Below are 15,744 nucleotides of genomic sequence, written 5' to 3'. Positions count from 1 at the left end.
GCAGATTCAGAAGCTCACAGTTTCAGATAAACCGAACTCAGAGATTCAGGCTATCCAGAAAATCACTGGCCACCTGAGCCGCATCTGCCCCCTGCACGGCAACATCCCCGTTCAGACGCTGCAGGGTTTCAAGATCCAGTGCCATGAAAATCGGCTTGAGAATATCGCTGATCTGAGGATAAGCTTCCAGCACATCCGCCCTGACCACCGGGGCTGGCTGATATACCGGCTGCACTCCTCTTGTATCCTCCAGCACCAGCAGATCGAGTGCCTGCAATCCTCCATCTGTGCCATAGGTCATGGCCGCATTAACGCCATTGGTCTGCAGCGCCGCTGCACGCATGGTTGCGGCGGTGTTACCACCCGACAGAATCAGCAGTTGATCCGATCCAAGGGTAAATCCATAGGCTTCCTGAAAAGCAGGTAATGCACTGGGGGATTCGACAAACTCGGCACTGCCTGCAAATTTGAATTCACCACCGGATGCCAGATAGGCAGCCAGATCATCCAGTGTGACAAGACCATGCTCACGCGCAAGATCACCACGCACACTCATTGCCCAGGTGTTGTTGGCATTCGCAGGTTCCAGCCAGACCAACTGATTGGCCTCAAGATCCAGCTGTTTCACCAGGTCGTACCCTTCCTGCGCATTTTTCCACACCGGGCTATCAGCTCGGTCAAAGAAGAAGGCACCATTACCGGTATACTCCGGATAGATACCGATTTCACCGGCAATAAGGGCACCACGGACAATACTGGTACCGCCCAGTTGAATTCTATCCTCAACCGGAATATCTGCCCGCTCCAGCGCCTGATAGATGATCTGCCCGAGAACGGCGCCCTCGGTATCAATTTTCGAAGAAACGACAACCTGCGCCTGCGCATGAACAGTACCGAAGGCAAACAGTGCCAACAGCAATACCAGCATTATTTTGCGCACTTTTGCATCCAGACTCTGCATCCTTAAATCCACCCTGATCTCAACTCATGTTTTGAAAGCATAGAAGATGCTCTTGAATAATGACACCTTAATAAGCCTCGATGCCTGCTCAGGGCATTTTCCAAGCAAGATTAAAATAAACCCCAACTACCAACTACCAACTACCAACTAAGTAGTACTCATTAATATTTTGTTGACTTTATAGTCAGGTATTGCATGTTGCGTTATAGTCCTCAGATGCATAGATTCACACTACCTGCCCGGGAATTTACGTGATGAGCACATACACATACAAAAAAGTTAAGTCTTCTCTTCTGAAAAACTCTATCCTGAAAAGGGTGTGCGCACCTCTGCTCCTTACCCTGACAGCTCTGACACTATCATTTACCTCTGTTGCACAATCACAGCCGCCTGCTCGGGTGGCTGCCGCTGCCGACCTGCAACTGGCCCTGAAGGAGGTTCAGGAGCTGTTTCATCAACAGTCGGAACACAGAGTGCAGGTTACCTATGGTTCGTCAGGTGTTTTTACCACTCAACTGCGCCAGGGCGCGCCTTTTGAGCTTTTTTTCTCTGCCCAGGCCAATTACGTTGAGATGCTCTACGACGATGGGCTTACACTGGATCAGGGCACTGACTATGCGCGGGGTCGTATCGCTTTTTTCAGTCGGGACCCGCTTGATGCAACTGATGCTGAATCGGCTTTAAGGGCCTGGCTGGATAACACAGACAAGAGCAGTCGGCTCTCCATTGCCAACCCCAGTCATGCCCCTTATGGTGTTGCTGCGATGAGCTGGTTGCAGACCCTGTCACTTGAAGAGCCTTTGCTTGGAAGAATGGTACTGGGTGAAAATGCCGCTCAGGCAGTGCAGTTTGCCCTGTCAGGTGCTGCACGCACCGGCATAGTGGCCTGGCCCCTGCTGAAGAGTCGTGACCTGCCGGGGCAGGCATGGTTGATCCCGGAAACAGCGCACATCCCGCTGCGCCAGCGTATGGTGTTGATGAATAATGCAGGCCCTGCTGCCAAGGCTTTTTATCAGTTTCTCCAGGAACAACCCGCACTGGATATCCTGTCAACTCACGGATTCGGATCCCCCTGAATGGAATGGAAAGCGCTTGAGATCTCGCTGAAGCTGGCATTCTGGACCAGTGTATTGCTGCTGCCACTGGGCATCTTCATGGGCCGTGCACTGGCCTGGAAACAGATACCGGCACGCCCTTTCATTCAAAGCCTGATCTTTCTGCCGCTTGTATTGCCGCCGACAGTGTTGGGGTATTACTTTCTGCTCAGCATTTCGCCTGATGCCCCGCTGGGTAGCCTCTGGCACTGGTTGTTCAATCGCTCTCTGGCATTCAGTTTTGAGGGGCTGCTGCTGGCGTCTCTGATTGCCAATCTGCCTTTTGCGATTCAGCCAGTCCAGCATGCCTTTTCCAATATCGACTCCGAGATAAGAGATGCCGCGCGCGTGTGTGGTCTGAATGCCTGGCAGTCTTTGTGGAAAGTGGAGCTGCCCCTCGTATGGCCCGGTTTGCTCGGTGCGTTTCTGCTCACCTTTACACACACACTGGGAGAGTTCGGTGTGGTACTGATGGTTGGGGGTAACCTGGAGGGAGAAACACGTACCCTGTCGATTGCCATCTATGATCAGGTTCAGGCCTTTAATATGGATGCTGCCGGAAACATGGCGCTGCTGCTGCTGGGAATCGCTTTCTTCAGTCTGCTGCTGTTGCAGTGGAAAAGCTTCCAGATAGATCACAAACAATCTGACGCCGGATAGAGCATGACTGAGATACAGACAAAAGCAGGACTTCGCATCAGGTTGCGCGGCACAGGCGATATCCCGCTGGATGTGGATCTGCAATGCCACCCCGGAGAACTGGTAGCCTTGGTCGGTCCGTCCGGGAGCGGAAAAACAACGTTGCTCAGGGCTTTGGCTGGCCTCTATCAGCAGGTGGATGGCAGTATTCTGAATAATGGTGAGTGCTGGTTTGACTCCTCACGTGGTATTTCACTTAAGCCGGAAACCCGTCATGTCGGGATGGTATTCCAGAGCTATGCGCTCTTTCCGCATCTGAGCGCACGCCAAAACCTGCTGCTGGCGTTGCGCCGTATTCCGGCGGCCAACCGTACGCTGGTGGCAGATCAATGGTTGCAACGCGTCAATCTGAGCGGCCTGGAAAATAGACGCCCCCGTCAACTCTCGGGTGGCCAGCGACAGCGCGTGGCACTGGCCCGCGCACTGGCGCCTCATCCGCGCCTGCTGCTGCTGGATGAGCCCTTTTCTGCGGTGGATCAGGTGACAAGGGTCAAGCTCAGGCGTGAACTGGTAGTTCTACGCCAATCGATTGATATTCCGACGCTGCTGGTCACACATGATCTGGATGAGGCCTTGCAACTGGCTGATCGCATCTGCGTATTGCATCATGGCAAACAACTGCAGGTCGCCACCCCGGATGAGCTGATGTCTCACCCGGCAACGCCAGTGGTTGCTAGACTACTTGGCATGCAGAATATTTTCAGCGCCCAAGTCATCAGTCGTGATGATGAATTACTGACGCTCGACTGGTCGGGCATTTCACTGAAGATTCAATCGAAAGAGCCCTTCAATCCCGGAGATACATTGAGCTGGATGGCCCCACCCCAGAGTATCCTGCTGCAGCGCCCGGATCGTCCGGTACCCGGCGACAGCGAGAACCCGGTTGCAGGTACCATCAGCGAACTGGTCAGGCTTGGGCCTCATGCGAGCCTACGCATCACGCCACAGCATGCGCCGGAGTTGCCTATCGGTTTTTATGTCCCTCATCACTATGTTGAACGTCAGAGCCTGAAAGTCGGTATGCCAGTCACACTCAGCCTTAAGACAAAGGCTATGCATATCTTCCACTCTGCTATACTCTAGTTGATCCTCCGAGATCGCATCGGAGCAATCTCTCATGGTTGGGACGTGCGACTTTGGGCCGACAAGGCTGGAGGGGATTCTGTTTGATCCACCAGATGATAGGGATATTACCATGGATGCCTGGCACTTCTGGCTCATAGCAGCCGTCATTTTAATGATCGTTGAACTTCTTGGAACCGGATTTTATGCCCTCGCGATCGGTATTGCCGCTTTATTTGGCATGCTGGCTGCGCTGATCGGCCTGCCTGTTTCGGCGCAATGGTTTGCCTTCGCCGGTGCAGCTGCGGTGCTTGCACCACTGCTGAAATTTCTTTTCTCAAAGATTTCACCGTCTCAGCGCCGAAGTGCGCTGGCCGGTGAAGAACATATGCTGTCCGGAAGGCTTTTTCTGAATAACCAGGGTAGCCTGCGAGTCAGTGTTGAAGGTGACAGCTACCCAGTCAAGAGTCTCTCGGCGCGTGAACTTCACCCAGGCGAGAAGATCCAGATCATACGATTTGATGGCATCACCGCGCTGACTGACTGAAGCATCATTAACCACAGTTCAACAACGACACCTCAAACCACCGATATACAGCAAGGATACAAGAATGGAAGTCATGCTAGTCATAGCGATTATCATCAGCATCATGGTGCTGATACTCGTCATCAAAGGGCTGAAGATCGTTCAGCAGTCCGAAGCGATCGTCATTGAGCGCCTCGGCAGTTATCACAAGACTCTCTCACCCGGTATCAACTGGATCATTCCTTTTGTAGACCTGCCGCGCTCGATCAAGATGCGTGGATATCAGATCATCAACAACGAACCTGTTGCGATCGTCAGTGAAGTGACACGCATAGACCGTCGTGAAACGGTCCTCGACTTCCCGGGACAGTCAGTGGTGACAGCCGATAACGTCAGTGTCTCGGTCAATGGAGCACTCTATTTCCAGGTAATCGATCCTGAGAGAGCCGTGTATCAGGCAGAGAACCTGGTGCAGGCGATTGAGATTCTGGCCAAAACCTCATTGCGTTCCGAAATGGGTAAGATGGAGCTGGATAAACTCTTTGAGTCACGCCAGGAGATCAACGATAAACTGCAGATCGTCATGGATGAGGCCGGTAACAAGTGGGGGGTGAAGGTTACCCGTGTCGAGATCCAGGACATCACTATTCCTCGTGAAGTGGAAGATGCGATGCGTAAGCAGATGGCTGCTGAGCGTGAGCGTCGTGCTCTGGTGCTTCAGGCCAATGGTGAGCGTGAAGCTGCCATCGCCAGAGCGCAGGGTGAGAAGGAATCGAACGTACTGGTTGCCGAGGGTGAAAAACTGGCTGCCATATTGCGTGCTGAAGGTGAGCGCCAGGCTATTGACCAGATCCTGGCTGCAGGTGGCGGACAGTTTGATCCAAAGCTGGTTATCGGTTATCTGCTTGGTCTTGAGTACCTTAAAACCCTGCCCGAGATCGCTAAAGAGGGCGATCGCGTCTTCCTGCCATACGAGTCATCCAGCGTATTGGGTGCTGTTGGCAGCCTGAAGGAACTGCTCGATCAGAACAGATAATCCCGCCGTCTCATTAAAGTAACTGACATAGACAAAGCTCCAGGCCCGATAATCGGGTCTGGGGCCACTCACTCTCCACCTCTGAACTCCGCCTCTGATCAATTGACCAGTCAGGAAGCTTCCTGCTGCATTTGATGAATATTGATAAAACGTGCTGTCAGCATATCCATCGTCAGAACATGATGCTTCAGCCAGTCGTAATAATCGATCATCAAACCTCGCTCCAGCACATCCAGATTCTCGTATTTGCGCCAGGTTTCAACGATCGCTTCCAGCCTGACCAGAGCCTCAGTATGCTCCTGAGCATGAGCCTCATAGGACGGAAAGTCGATCTCCTGCATCATCTGCTCTTCCTCAGCAAAATGCAGCTGAGCATGTTCAAGCAAAGTGATAAGCAGATTTTCAAGCTCTTGCTTGTGCTCAGAGCCTTTGCGAATCTCATGAATATATGCACTTATCTTTTCAAAAAGCGCCATCTCTTCCTCGTGAGTGGTCTGCATACCCACGTGATCAACGGCCTCAAGATGAGTTGACATTACTTGGTTCCCCACATTGTTCATTTTTTCGACAGGCTGTTCAGCATCAAACTGATCATACTGCCGGATTAAGGTTACACACTAACCTGTTACACTCTTCAAATCAAAACCGAATCCCTTTCACACCAAAGGGTCTATTATGCCTATAATAGCGTAAATGACTGAGTTCATGGAAAGCCGGGGGAGCAGCACTTGGCAGTAAAACGGATGCTCACAGCATGAAACGTTTCAATTTGTTGCGGTTTATCAGACCCTTATCACCTCCGATAGTCGGAATAGTGACAGGGTTGTTTTTCTTTGTAGCTGCAGCCCTTTATGACAGCCAGGCTCTCAAACAGGAACGCGCTCTCCATGTTGAAAAACTGTCTGAGATGCGTGCTCAGCTTGAGGGCGCATTCAATGGTGCCATCAATCTGACGGCAGGACTCGTGGCTTTTGTGTCAACCACTGGTGATATCGAACATGCATTGTTTGAAGCCATTTCAGCTCAGTTGCTTGAGCAGGATACAGTGATAAGAAATATCACCCTGGCTCCAGATAATATCATCCGTTATGTCTATCCGCTGGAAGGCAATGAAGCCGCGTTAGGGCTGGATATCCTCAACCACCCTCAGCAGGGAGCAGCTACACGTCGTGTCATGGAAACTGGCCAACCTGTCCTTGCTGGCCCGCATCATCTCGCTCAGGGTGGTATGGGAGTGATTCATCGTGTACCGGTTTTTGTCACGGAGTCTGATGGCAGTGATCGCTACTGGGGACTGATGAGCACTCCAATAGACTTCGAGCAGTTACTCCAGTTCGCCGGTATTGACGGAGCGGACAACCCCCTCAATATTGCCTTGCGGGGGGTTGATGGAATGGGCAAAGAAGGTGCCATTTTTTACGGCGATCCTACTATTTTCAATGACCCGGCAGTTATCTACAGCCAGGTAAAAGTGCTTAACGGCGAATGGCAGATCGCAGCCAGACCTACAGCCGGATCAACCGGAAAGCATCTGTGGCTAGTGATGCTGCTGCAAACTACCGGCGTACTCCTGGCACTCATCAGCACCCTGTTTGTCTGGTATATTGGTCGCCAGACCTACCGACTTGAGTCCTCTGAAAGGCTTTATCGTGAGTTGTCTGAGCATATCAAGGATGTCGTTTTTCAGACAGATAACAAGCGACGGATTACCTACCTGAACCCGGCGTTTCAATCTCTGACCGGTTTTACCATCAAGAGCCGATTGGGCAGGGACTGGATTGAGCTTTTGCATCCGGATGAACACCCCCGCGCCCAAGAGCGCTGCTTTGCACTGATCAGAAACACTGACAGCACACCCTATATGGAGGAGTTTCGTATCGGCTGTGCTGACAGCACCTTTCTCTGGGTGGTTGTTCGAGCCACAACACACCAGGACGCCAACGGGCAGGTTGTAGGTACGATCGGCACCATGATAGATATCACCTCACGTAAAGCCTCAGAGGACCTAATCCGCCATATGGCTGAACATGACAGCCTTACCGGCCTGCCCAACCGTACACAATTCTATGATCGCTTCAACGTAGCCGATCTCAAGGCTCGTCGTAATCATCAGCGCATGGCGCTGCTGTACATGGACCTCGATGGGTTCAAACCGATCAACGATCAGTATGGCCACACTACTGGTGATGAGGTATTGAAGATTGTGGCTGGGCGCTTTCGCTCTGAGATACGTGGCAGTGACTCGGTTGTGCGCATCGGGGGTGATGAATTTGTCATACTGCTGGAAAATATCGCCTCAGAAGAGGATGCCAGCGTTGTTGCCGACAAGGTGATTCAGGCTATCAGAGCGCCCATCGAGTATCAGGATAAGGTGTGTGAAATAGGTGTCAGTATTGGCATAGCGCTTTACCCTGAACATGGCACATCGCTTGACAAGCTTATGATAGCAGGTGATGCGGCCATGTATCAGGCCAAAGCATCAGGTAAATCCTCATGGCGTTTTTATGAGGTCGAATCGAAAGTTAAAACCTGATACAGCCAGGCAGTACTGATGCCTATTTTCTGACTGACAAATAGACGACAGCAGGTTAAAATAGCGCACTTTTTTAACGGGGTCGCGCCTTTGTAACAGGCCATTACCTTGACAAAGGGTGATGGCCTGAAGGCGTCAACCCCATGGAGAGCCACATCATGTCAGTTAATCCATACAACAAGGACTTCCCCGTATCCTGGGAAGAACTGCACCGTAATGCCCGAGCGCTCTCCTGGCGCCTGCTTGAAATGGGCCCGTGGAAGGGTATCGTGGCAATCACCCGTGGAGGTCTTGTTCCTGCAGCCATCCTCGCCCGAGAAATGGATATTCGACTGATCGACACCATCTGTGTCACCAGTTACGAGACAGATGCCGACAGTGGCACAGCCTTACTTCAGGGTGAGCTGAATATCCTGAAAGGTATTGAGGGTGATGGCGAAGGGATGCTGCTGATTGATGACCTGGTTGATACCGGCAAGACCGCCCGTCATGTCCGCGAGATGCTGCCCAAGGCACATTTTGCTACGATCTATGCCAAACCAGCCGGCAAGCCCTTAGTAGACACCTTTGTTACAGAAGTAAGCCAGGATACCTGGATCCGTTTCCCCTGGGATATGGAGTACACCTTCTCCGCACCGCTGGCTGAGCGCAATCCTCGCTGATACTGGTTTAGTTGAGGAGGCTTTTACTGAGACTGCTTTACAGAGACGCTGCCCACATGTGTGACTGAAATATAAGACACGCATGTGGGCGATTGTTAACCGATAGTCATCCCGCCTTGGCTTCAAGCATCCCCTGCCTGATAATGAATTCAATGATCACATCCAGCCCGATACCGGTCTTGAGATTGGTAAACACATAGGGCTTGCCGGGGCGCATCCGCTTGGTATCCGACTCCATCACACTCAGATCAGCGCCAACATAGGGCGCCAGGTCGATCTTGTTAATCACAAGCAGATCTGAACGCGTGATGCCTGGGCCACCTTTGCGTGGAATCTTCTCCCCTTCTGCCACATCAATCACATAGATGGTCAGATCCGCCAGTTCCGGGCTGAAGGTAGCGCTGAGGTTATCGCCGCCACTTTCGACAAAGACCACATCCAGATCCTTGTGCAGCCGTGCAAGGTCCTCGACCGCTGCCAGATTCATTGAGGCATCTTCACGAATCGCTGTGTGAGGACAACCTCCGGTTTCAACACCCACGATGCGATCAGCCGGCAAGGCTTCTGCCTGGGTCAGGATGCGGGCATCCTCCTGGGTATAGATATCGTTGGTGACGACCGCGATGCTGAAATTATCTCTGATCGCTTTACACAGTACTTCAAGCAGTGCGGTTTTACCGGAGCCAACCGGACCACCGACACCGATTCGCAGAGGGGATTTGTAGTCGCTCATTATCATTTATCCAGAATTATCATTGAATGAATAGCTCAAGTTCCGTATCAGGAACGAAACAGCCGGGTGTATTGGGTTTCATGGCGGCTGGATGCGATCGCCAGCGCCGGGGTTGAACTGCCGACCAACGCATCCGGCAAGGACAACGCCTGCTCAATCATCAGGGGAGCCTTTTCTGACAGTTTCAGCAGCAACTGCTGCCCCGCCGTCTGCCCCAGAGGCACCAGCTTGACCCCTGCCATCACACTGTTCTCCAGCCAACTCCACAGATAACCTTGGCACAGGGCTTCTTCTGCAATGCCCCAGCGCACAGCTGCCAGCGCCATACCGGCCAGTTGTGTCTGTCGGATCGCATCAGCAGTATCAGGCGGCAGATCGATCGCCAGAGATGGCAACAAAACGGCCAGTGCCTTACCCCGCTGTCGCTCCTCTGCCCTGAGTTCAGCGCTCTCTCGACTGGCGATCAGATACTGGCACCAGTCACGAATCATCTGCTTTGTCGCTTCAGCCTCAGAAGCTTCATTAACGAGATGTAACGCCGAAAAACCACGATGCAGACGGATCAGAATCGGCAGTTCCAGCGACATCACACTGTGCTGCATGACACTGCCGAGCCAGTCCGCCAGCGAATCAGCATCCACCACCCAACCCGCCTCGATCGCCCACTCCAGCCCCTGAGAATAGGTGAACGCACCCACCGGCAGGGCTGGGCTGATAAGTTGGAAAAGACGCAGGTCAGACAGCATGAATCGGCTCAACCCAATGCTGCGATCAGAGCCGCTGCCACACCACTGCCCGCCCCCAGCCATTTGGGCTGGATAAGCTTGCCCAGCATAAAGCCAACAGCCATCAGAACCGTCGCCATCAGCAACATACCCGGCAGAAAGGCTGACACATCACCTGCCGGCATCTCGATCCCATGCGCCCAGCCATGAAACAGCACCAGCATCAGGGCCGCCACCATCGCCACTGGATTGCTGCGTTTGAAAAAGAGACAAGCGGCTATTACAAACAGTGACAGCAGAATCATCTCCTCAACACCGGCACCCCAACCGGTTGCCAGCCCCAGCAGTGCACCACCGAGCAGGGAGATGATCGCACCGGCATAGAGTGCATAGCGTTTCTCGGCCACCATCCAGGCTCCCATTGCACCCACACCCAGCAGCATCAGCAGATGATCCAGGCCGGTCAACGGATGCAACAGCCCTTCAACAAAGCCATGACTGAGATGAACACCCGCATGCGCCAGTGCCAATGGAGAGCTCAACAGAGCGAGGGTAAACGTCATCGTCTTGATCAGTTTCATGCGTGTTTCCTTCTGTCGGTCGTCAGTGCAGTGATCCTGCTATTCATCGTTGTCATGTTTGTGATGATCGTGGTGATGGTCTTTTTGATGGCCTTGTTGATGGTTGTGGTGATGACCATCCTGATGATCGCCATGATGATGGCCACCATGCCCATCACCGGCATAGGCTCCGGCCTCTGGTTCAAAAGGCGCTGTTTCACAGGTCACACTCAACCCCAAACCCTCTACCATCGCATCCAGAACATGATCATGCTGGTAGCGCACAAATCCCGGTGCTATCTGCAGCGGTACATGGCGGTTGCCCAGGTGGTAACTGGCCCGCATCAGAGCAAAGGGATCATCACTGTAGAGAGTGGATACCGATTCAGGCGCCGCCTTGATCACCACGATCAGCCCGCACTCACTCGCCAGCAGATCACTACCGCGCAGAATCTGGCCCCGCGGCAAAAATAGCCCCGCTTCACGGCCATCATCCAGGGTCACCCGCAATCGGCTGCGAATCCGCTGGTCTATCGGCAGGCTGAGGCTGACATTCGCCTGTGCTGCGTCATCCAGTTTTCGGGTAAATCGAATCATTGTGCCTATCCTTTAAAAACTGCGTATAAACGTGAAAGCCCACTTCTGAAACAGCGCATCTAAAACAGCTCACCTGAAACAACGCACCTAAATCAGCGCACCTAAAACAAAAAGTAGCGCTGCGCCATCGGCAGGCAGTCTGCCGGTTCGCACACCAGTAGCTCACCATCGGCGCGCACCTCATAGGTCTGGGAATCAAGCTCTATCACCGGCTGGTAGCTGTTCAGAATCATCTTATCCTTGGTCACGGTACGACAGCCGCGCACCTCACCGATCCGGCTGCGCAGCCCCAGGCTCTCATGCACACCCGCCGCAATCCCTGCCTGTGACAGAAACAGCATTGAGGTGCTCTGTACGGCACGCCCGATGGAACCGAACATGGGGCGATAATGAGAGGGCTGAGGGGTCGGGATGGAAGCGTTGGGATCGCCCATCGGCGCCATCGCAATCATCCCGCCCTTGACGATCAGACTGGGCTTGATGCCAAAGAAAGCGGGTTTCCAGAGCACAAGATCTGCCAGCTTACCCGGCTCGATGGAGCCGACCTCGTGCGCGATACCATGTGTCAGTGCCGGGTTGATCGTATATTTGGCGATGTAACGTTTGATGCGGTTATTATCATTGCGGGACGTGTCGCCACTGAGAGCTCCCCTCTGCACCTTCATCTTGTGCGCCGTCTGCCAGGTGCGGATGATCACCTCACCGACTCGCCCCATCGCCTGGGAATCAGACGCGATCATTGAGAACGCCCCCAGATCATGCAGAATATCTTCCGCAGCGATGGTTTCACGCCGTATCCGCGATTCCGCAAACGCCACATCTTCAGCAATCGACGGATCAAGATGATGGCAGACCATCAGCATATCCAGATGCTCATCCACCGTATTGATCGTGTAGGGTCGGGTCGGATTGGTGGAGGACGGCAGAATATTGGATTCACCACACGCCTTGATGATATCCGGCGCATGGCCGCCACCCGCCCCCTCGGTATGGTAGGTGTGAATCACTCGGCCACCGATGGCAGCCAGCGTATCCTCGACAAAACCCGACTCGTTCAGGGTATCGGTATGGATCGCGACCTGCACATCCATCTCGTCCGCAACACTCAGACAGCAGTCGATGGCTGCGGGTGTGGTTCCCCAGTCTTCATGCAGTTTGAGCCCCATCGCGCCAGCCGCAATCTGCTCACGCAGCGCCTCTGGCTGGCTCGCATTTCCCTTACCAAGAAAGCCCAGATTCATCGGCATTGAGTCAGCCGCCTCCAGCATGCGATAGATGTTCCAGGGGCCGGGTGTACAGGTGGTGGCATTAGTACCTGTGGCAGGGCCGGTGCCACCACCAAGCATGGTGGTAACCCCGGAGCTGAGTGCTTCTTCAACCTGCTGTGGGCAGATAAAGTGGATATGCGAGTCGACGCCTCCTGCCGTGAGTATCTGCCCCTCACCGGCAATCACCTCCGTACCTGGCCCGATCACAATCGTGACACCAGGCTGCACATCCGGGTTGCCCGCCTTGCCAATACTGACAATGCGGCCATGTTTGATGCCGACATCCGCCTTGACGATACCCCAGTGATCGATAATCAGCGCATTGGTGATCACAAGATCCATGGTTTCGGAATCAGGGCGTTGGCTCTGCCCCATACCATCGCGGATCACCTTACCCCCGCCAAACTTGACCTCATCACCATAGATGGTGAAGTCCTTCTCAACCTCCAGCCAAAGCTCTGTATCTGCCAGTCTCAGGCGATCACCGGTTGTCGGTCCAAACATTTCGGCATAGGCCTGCCGGGAAATCTTTGCCATGTTCACGCACTCCTGTCAGTTGCTGCTGCGCTCAGAGCGCGCCCATAATCTGGCCCTGAAATCCATAGACTTCGCGCTTACCGTCATAGGCCACCAGCTCAACCGTTCGGCTCTGGCCCGGCTCAAACCGCACAGCCGTACCGGCCGCTATATTGAGGCGATAGCCACGCGTGGGGTCACGATCAAAGCGCAGTGCCTGATTGGTTTCAAAGAAGTGATAGTGAGAGCCGACCTGCACCGGTCGATCACCGGTATTGGCGACCTCCACCGTCAGAGTGTCGCGACCGACATTCAGCTCGATATCACCTGCCATTACCTGCATTTCACCGGGAATCATGTTTCTCTCCTCAGACAATCGGTTCGTGGACAGTCACGAGCTTGGTGCCATCCGGGAAAGTGGCTTCCACCTGAACGTCATGGATCATCTCGGCTATCCCTTCCATCACCTCATCGCGCGTGAGCAGGGTACGGCCATAATCCATCAACTCTGCCACCGTTTTTCCATCGCGAGCCCCTTCCAGAACTGCGGCGCTGATATAAGCAATCGCTTCCGGGTAGTTCAACTTCAGGCCACGTGCCTTACGCCGTTCGGCCAGAAGACCTGCCGTAAACAGCATCAGTTTGTCTTTCTCGCGTGGGGTCAGCTCCATCAGTCAGCTCCTGCTTGTTTTGGCTAAGCTTGTCTTGGCTAAGCTAGTCTTCACTCAGTTCGGTGTGTCTGACGGTACTTTTGCAAACTGCGTACCAAAATGGCGCACAACGCGAAATCAACCAATTCAGTAGAGGTTCACGGGTGATGCTGTTTCGGGGATAAATGAATGTGCACGAGAACAGTGCACATTGAAAAGCACTCTCCTTTTATGCACCTAAACAATGCAGTAAAGCGATGCACCATAAAGCATGAAAATAGAGATAGCTTCAGGTAGACCAGATACGCGGCAGGCAGGCTGGCCTGCCAAACACCTGTGGACGAATCATTTGCCAGATACTAATCATGATGCGCTGCATCGATTCGGTACGGTTACCCAGCAGTCGGACCACCAGTACGCCATCAACACAGGTCGCTGCCGAAACAACCTGGTGCGATTCAGCCAACAGCTCTCGAATCGGCTCAATATCAGGAAGATCCGGCGCGTAAATAATCATCGTGCCGCTCATCGGATGCTGTCGCAGACCGGATGCCGAACGGATCAGTTGATCCCCTTCGGTGACCAGTTGCTCAATCAGGACAGGCTTCCCCTCCAGCATCAGCGTCAGACCTGCTCTGACCTCCCCCGAGGTGAATACCTCATCGATCACCGGACGCCCGAGGCACTGCAGCTCCCAGCCGATAAAGCGACTGCTGGCTGCCAGCTCCAGGCGGGTATCAAGCTGCGCAATCGCGCCGGGGAAATAGATATTCTCATGAGGAAACCACTCCAGAGCACCATCCTGATCCACCACCAGATGCTGGCGCTGCTGAGCCAGACGTCCATCGGAGCGATAGAATTTAGTTGCACCGGGCGTCGTAAGCAGAGCGTGTGCACCCTGCTCAACCCTGAGGTTGATCTGCAACTGATCTCCCCCCACCAGACCACCCGGTGGGTGCAGCAGATAGGTGTGACACACCTCGCCTTCAGGATAAAATGGGCGCTGCAGCGCCAGTGGCCCACGCCGGCTCCGCTTACTCAGTCGGGTTGCGCCATGTCGGCTGGAGAACACCATCTCCAGCTCGGCCTCCCAGCCTTTACGGGTCACTGCAACATTCATCTCAACCTCGATTCCATCACTATCACAAAAGTGTCAGGTTGATTGAAGCAAGGTTAGTGCCAGATTGTTTTTTAACAACTCACTGTTAGTACGATTGCAGTGCCGCAGCCCCTACCCACTGACAGGCAAACTGCCAGGCGCTGCGCCCGGAACGTACTCCGCGTGCCTGAGCGAAACTGACCGCCTCTTTCTGCAGCGCTTCCGTCCATTGATACTCAAGTCCATGCCGGACCGCCAACTGACCTATCCAGTGCTGGACAGCTGCAAGGTAAGTATCCTGATTGAAGGGATAGAAGCTGATCCACAGGCCGAAACGGTCCGACAGCGAGATCGTCTCCTCTATTGCATCCCCGGGGTGCAGTTCGCCATCAACCCAGCTTGCCTGGAGGTTATCGGTCGAGGATTCCGGCAACAGGTGCCGACGGTTGGATGTGGCGTAGATCAACACATTATCCGGTGCCGATGACAACGCACCATCCAGCGCGCTCTTCAACCGTTTGTAATTGGCATCATTGCGTTCAAAAGAGAGATCATCAGAATAGAGAATAAAACGGAAAGGTTGTGCCGACAGGTGCGACAGAATCGCTGGCAGGTGCAGCAGATCATCACGATCCACCTGCAGCACGCGCAAGCCCTCTACCGCATAGGCACGCAGCAAAGCACGGATTAACGAGGATTTGCCTGTTCCGCGAGCGCCCCAGAGCAGCACGTTGTTGGCTGGCAGCCGATCCAGAAACTGGCGGGTATTCGTAACGATTCGCTCACGCTGGCGATCGATTCCTACCAGATCAGTCAATGCCACCGGGCTGGCTGCACTGATCGGCTCGATCCAGCCGTCATTCTCGCGCTGTCGCCAGACACCCGCTTCAACGCTGCGCCAATCGACCTCCGGGGGGCGATGATCCTGCTCCAGTGCACTGGCGATACGCTTGAGCTCAGCCAGTATTGCTCGCTGAAATGCCTGTTCAGACATCCACTCACCTCTTATGCTCAGATAGTGTC

General features: G+C 53.8%; 18 protein-coding genes. 7 read left to right on the top strand and 11 right to left on the bottom strand.

The annotated features are described in order from the left end of the window. Positions 1-37 precede the first annotated feature (37 nt). Positions 38-928 carry a glycine betaine ABC transporter substrate-binding protein OsmF gene (osmF, locus tag F7R27_RS05150; RefSeq protein WP_151703263.1) on the bottom strand — a complete coding sequence of 297 codons (891 nt, stop codon included), beginning with the start codon at positions 926-928 and terminating at the stop codon, positions 38-40. Positions 929-1,215: 287 nt separating this feature from the next. On the opposite strand from osmF, the gene modA reads away from it, so the two are divergent. From modA to F7R27_RS05125, 5 genes are all read left to right on the top strand, one after another. Further along, positions 1,216-2,037 (top strand): molybdate ABC transporter substrate-binding protein, encoded by an 822-nt coding sequence (modA, locus tag F7R27_RS05145; RefSeq protein WP_151703137.1) that lies wholly within the window; start codon positions 1,216-1,218, stop codon positions 2,035-2,037. Further along, positions 2,038-2,715 carry a molybdate ABC transporter permease subunit gene (gene modB, locus F7R27_RS05140; protein ID WP_151703136.1) on the top strand — a complete coding sequence of 226 codons (678 nt, stop codon included), beginning with the start codon at positions 2,038-2,040 and terminating at the stop codon, positions 2,713-2,715. Positions 2,716-2,718: 3 nt separating this feature from the next. Further along, the gene (locus F7R27_RS05135) at positions 2,719-3,837 is read left to right on the top strand and encodes an ABC transporter ATP-binding protein (protein WP_151703135.1); all 1,119 of its coding nucleotides are present in this window, start codon (positions 2,719-2,721) and stop codon (positions 3,835-3,837) included. Between the two features lie 34 nt (positions 3,838-3,871). Further along, entirely contained in the window at positions 3,872-4,363 is a 492-nt protein-coding gene (locus F7R27_RS05130; protein ID WP_206060378.1) for an NfeD family protein, read from the top strand. A gap of 64 nt (positions 4,364-4,427) precedes the next feature. After that, the gene (locus tag F7R27_RS05125; RefSeq protein WP_151703134.1) at positions 4,428-5,378 is read left to right on the top strand and encodes an SPFH domain-containing protein; all 951 of its coding nucleotides are present in this window, start codon (positions 4,428-4,430) and stop codon (positions 5,376-5,378) included. Between the two features lie 110 nt (positions 5,379-5,488). Here the strand turns inward: F7R27_RS05125 and F7R27_RS05120 are convergent, their stop codons facing one another. Next, a complete protein-coding gene (locus tag F7R27_RS05120) occupies positions 5,489-5,914 on the bottom strand; it encodes a bacteriohemerythrin (protein WP_168927429.1) in 426 nt (141 codons plus the stop codon). 218 nt (positions 5,915-6,132) lie between these two features. On the opposite strand from F7R27_RS05120, the gene F7R27_RS05115 reads away from it, so the two are divergent. Next, on the top strand, positions 6,133-7,911 hold the full coding sequence (locus F7R27_RS05115; RefSeq protein ID WP_151703132.1) for a diguanylate cyclase domain-containing protein: 1,779 nt from the start codon (positions 6,133-6,135) through the stop codon (positions 7,909-7,911). Between the two features lie 158 nt (positions 7,912-8,069). Then, complete coding sequence (gene gpt, locus F7R27_RS05110; protein ID WP_151703131.1) at positions 8,070-8,573, top strand: xanthine phosphoribosyltransferase; 504 nt, start codon at positions 8,070-8,072, stop codon at positions 8,571-8,573. A 106-nt stretch (positions 8,574-8,679) separates the two neighbouring features. On the opposite strand, the gene ureG is transcribed toward gpt, so the two are convergent. The 9 genes from ureG to F7R27_RS05065 form a co-directional block, all read right to left on the bottom strand. Continuing rightward, positions 8,680-9,306 (bottom strand): urease accessory protein UreG, encoded by a 627-nt coding sequence (ureG, locus tag F7R27_RS05105; protein WP_151703130.1) that lies wholly within the window; start codon positions 9,304-9,306, stop codon positions 8,680-8,682. Positions 9,307-9,353: 47 nt separating this feature from the next. Then, a complete protein-coding gene (locus F7R27_RS05100; RefSeq protein WP_151703129.1) occupies positions 9,354-10,052 on the bottom strand; it encodes an urease accessory protein UreF in 699 nt (232 codons plus the stop codon). 8 nt (positions 10,053-10,060) lie between these two features. Beyond that, the gene (locus F7R27_RS05095) at positions 10,061-10,612 is read right to left on the bottom strand and encodes a HupE/UreJ family protein (RefSeq protein WP_151703128.1); all 552 of its coding nucleotides are present in this window, start codon (positions 10,610-10,612) and stop codon (positions 10,061-10,063) included. A 39-nt stretch (positions 10,613-10,651) separates the two neighbouring features. Then, positions 10,652-11,188 (bottom strand): urease accessory protein UreE, encoded by a 537-nt coding sequence (gene ureE / locus F7R27_RS05090; protein WP_151703127.1) that lies wholly within the window; start codon positions 11,186-11,188, stop codon positions 10,652-10,654. Positions 11,189-11,289: 101 nt separating this feature from the next. Continuing rightward, on the bottom strand, positions 11,290-12,993 hold the full coding sequence (gene ureC / locus F7R27_RS05085; RefSeq protein ID WP_151703126.1) for an urease subunit alpha: 1,704 nt from the start codon (positions 12,991-12,993) through the stop codon (positions 11,290-11,292). 31 nt (positions 12,994-13,024) lie between these two features. Further along, complete coding sequence (locus F7R27_RS05080; protein ID WP_151703125.1) at positions 13,025-13,330, bottom strand: urease subunit beta; 306 nt, start codon at positions 13,328-13,330, stop codon at positions 13,025-13,027. A gap of 10 nt (positions 13,331-13,340) precedes the next feature. Next, positions 13,341-13,643: an urease subunit gamma gene (gene ureA, locus F7R27_RS05075; protein WP_151703124.1), complete on the bottom strand. Its 303-nt coding sequence runs from the start codon at positions 13,641-13,643 to the stop codon at positions 13,341-13,343. 268 nt (positions 13,644-13,911) lie between these two features. Continuing rightward, complete coding sequence (locus tag F7R27_RS05070) at positions 13,912-14,742, bottom strand: urease accessory protein UreD (RefSeq protein ID WP_151703123.1); 831 nt, start codon at positions 14,740-14,742, stop codon at positions 13,912-13,914. 85 nt (positions 14,743-14,827) lie between these two features. Then, positions 14,828-15,715 carry an ATP-binding protein gene (locus F7R27_RS05065; protein WP_151703122.1) on the bottom strand — a complete coding sequence of 296 codons (888 nt, stop codon included), beginning with the start codon at positions 15,713-15,715 and terminating at the stop codon, positions 14,828-14,830. Positions 15,716-15,744 lie beyond the last annotated feature (29 nt).

Origin of the sequence: Nitrincola alkalilacustris, assembly GCF_008973755.1 — a bacterium.
Classification (GTDB): Bacteria; Pseudomonadota; Gammaproteobacteria; order Pseudomonadales; family Balneatricaceae; genus Nitrincola; species Nitrincola alkalilacustris.
Note: the sequence above shows the minus strand (reverse complement) of the source record. Positions and strands in the feature narration are given on the sequence as shown.

What these genes read in the sequence shown, in the direction of transcription:
- osmF (WP_151703263.1), bottom strand. Translation starts at nt 928, where the DNA reads ATGCTGGTATTGCTGTTGGCACTGTTTGCCTTCGGTACTGTTCATGCG.
- modA (WP_151703137.1), top strand. Translation starts at nt 1,216, where the DNA reads ATGAGCACATACACATACAAAAAAGTTAAGTCTTCTCTTCTGAAAAAC.
- modB (WP_151703136.1), top strand. Translation starts at nt 2,038, where the DNA reads ATGGAATGGAAAGCGCTTGAGATCTCGCTGAAGCTGGCATTCTGGACC.
- F7R27_RS05135 (WP_151703135.1), top strand. Translation starts at nt 2,719, where the DNA reads ATGACTGAGATACAGACAAAAGCAGGACTTCGCATCAGGTTGCGCGGC.
- F7R27_RS05130 (WP_206060378.1), top strand. Translation starts at nt 3,872, where the DNA reads ATGGTTGGGACGTGCGACTTTGGGCCGACAAGGCTGGAGGGGATTCTG.
- F7R27_RS05125 (WP_151703134.1), top strand. Translation starts at nt 4,428, where the DNA reads ATGGAAGTCATGCTAGTCATAGCGATTATCATCAGCATCATGGTGCTG.
- F7R27_RS05120 (WP_168927429.1), bottom strand. Translation starts at nt 5,914, where the DNA reads ATGTCAACTCATCTTGAGGCCGTTGATCACGTGGGTATGCAGACCACT.
- F7R27_RS05115 (WP_151703132.1), top strand. Translation starts at nt 6,133, where the DNA reads ATGAAACGTTTCAATTTGTTGCGGTTTATCAGACCCTTATCACCTCCG.
- gpt (WP_151703131.1), top strand. Translation starts at nt 8,070, where the DNA reads ATGTCAGTTAATCCATACAACAAGGACTTCCCCGTATCCTGGGAAGAA.
- ureG (WP_151703130.1), bottom strand. Translation starts at nt 9,306, where the DNA reads ATGAGCGACTACAAATCCCCTCTGCGAATCGGTGTCGGTGGTCCGGTT.
- F7R27_RS05100 (WP_151703129.1), bottom strand. Translation starts at nt 10,052, where the DNA reads ATGCTGTCTGACCTGCGTCTTTTCCAACTTATCAGCCCAGCCCTGCCG.
- F7R27_RS05095 (WP_151703128.1), bottom strand. Translation starts at nt 10,612, where the DNA reads ATGAAACTGATCAAGACGATGACGTTTACCCTCGCTCTGTTGAGCTCT.
- ureE (WP_151703127.1), bottom strand. Translation starts at nt 11,188, where the DNA reads ATGATTCGATTTACCCGAAAACTGGATGACGCAGCACAGGCGAATGTC.
- ureC (WP_151703126.1), bottom strand. Translation starts at nt 12,993, where the DNA reads ATGGCAAAGATTTCCCGGCAGGCCTATGCCGAAATGTTTGGACCGACA.
- F7R27_RS05080 (WP_151703125.1), bottom strand. Translation starts at nt 13,330, where the DNA reads ATGATTCCCGGTGAAATGCAGGTAATGGCAGGTGATATCGAGCTGAAT.
- ureA (WP_151703124.1), bottom strand. Translation starts at nt 13,643, where the DNA reads ATGGAGCTGACCCCACGCGAGAAAGACAAACTGATGCTGTTTACGGCA.
- F7R27_RS05070 (WP_151703123.1), bottom strand. Translation starts at nt 14,742, where the DNA reads ATGAATGTTGCAGTGACCCGTAAAGGCTGGGAGGCCGAGCTGGAGATG.
- F7R27_RS05065 (WP_151703122.1), bottom strand. Translation starts at nt 15,715, where the DNA reads ATGTCTGAACAGGCATTTCAGCGAGCAATACTGGCTGAGCTCAAGCGT.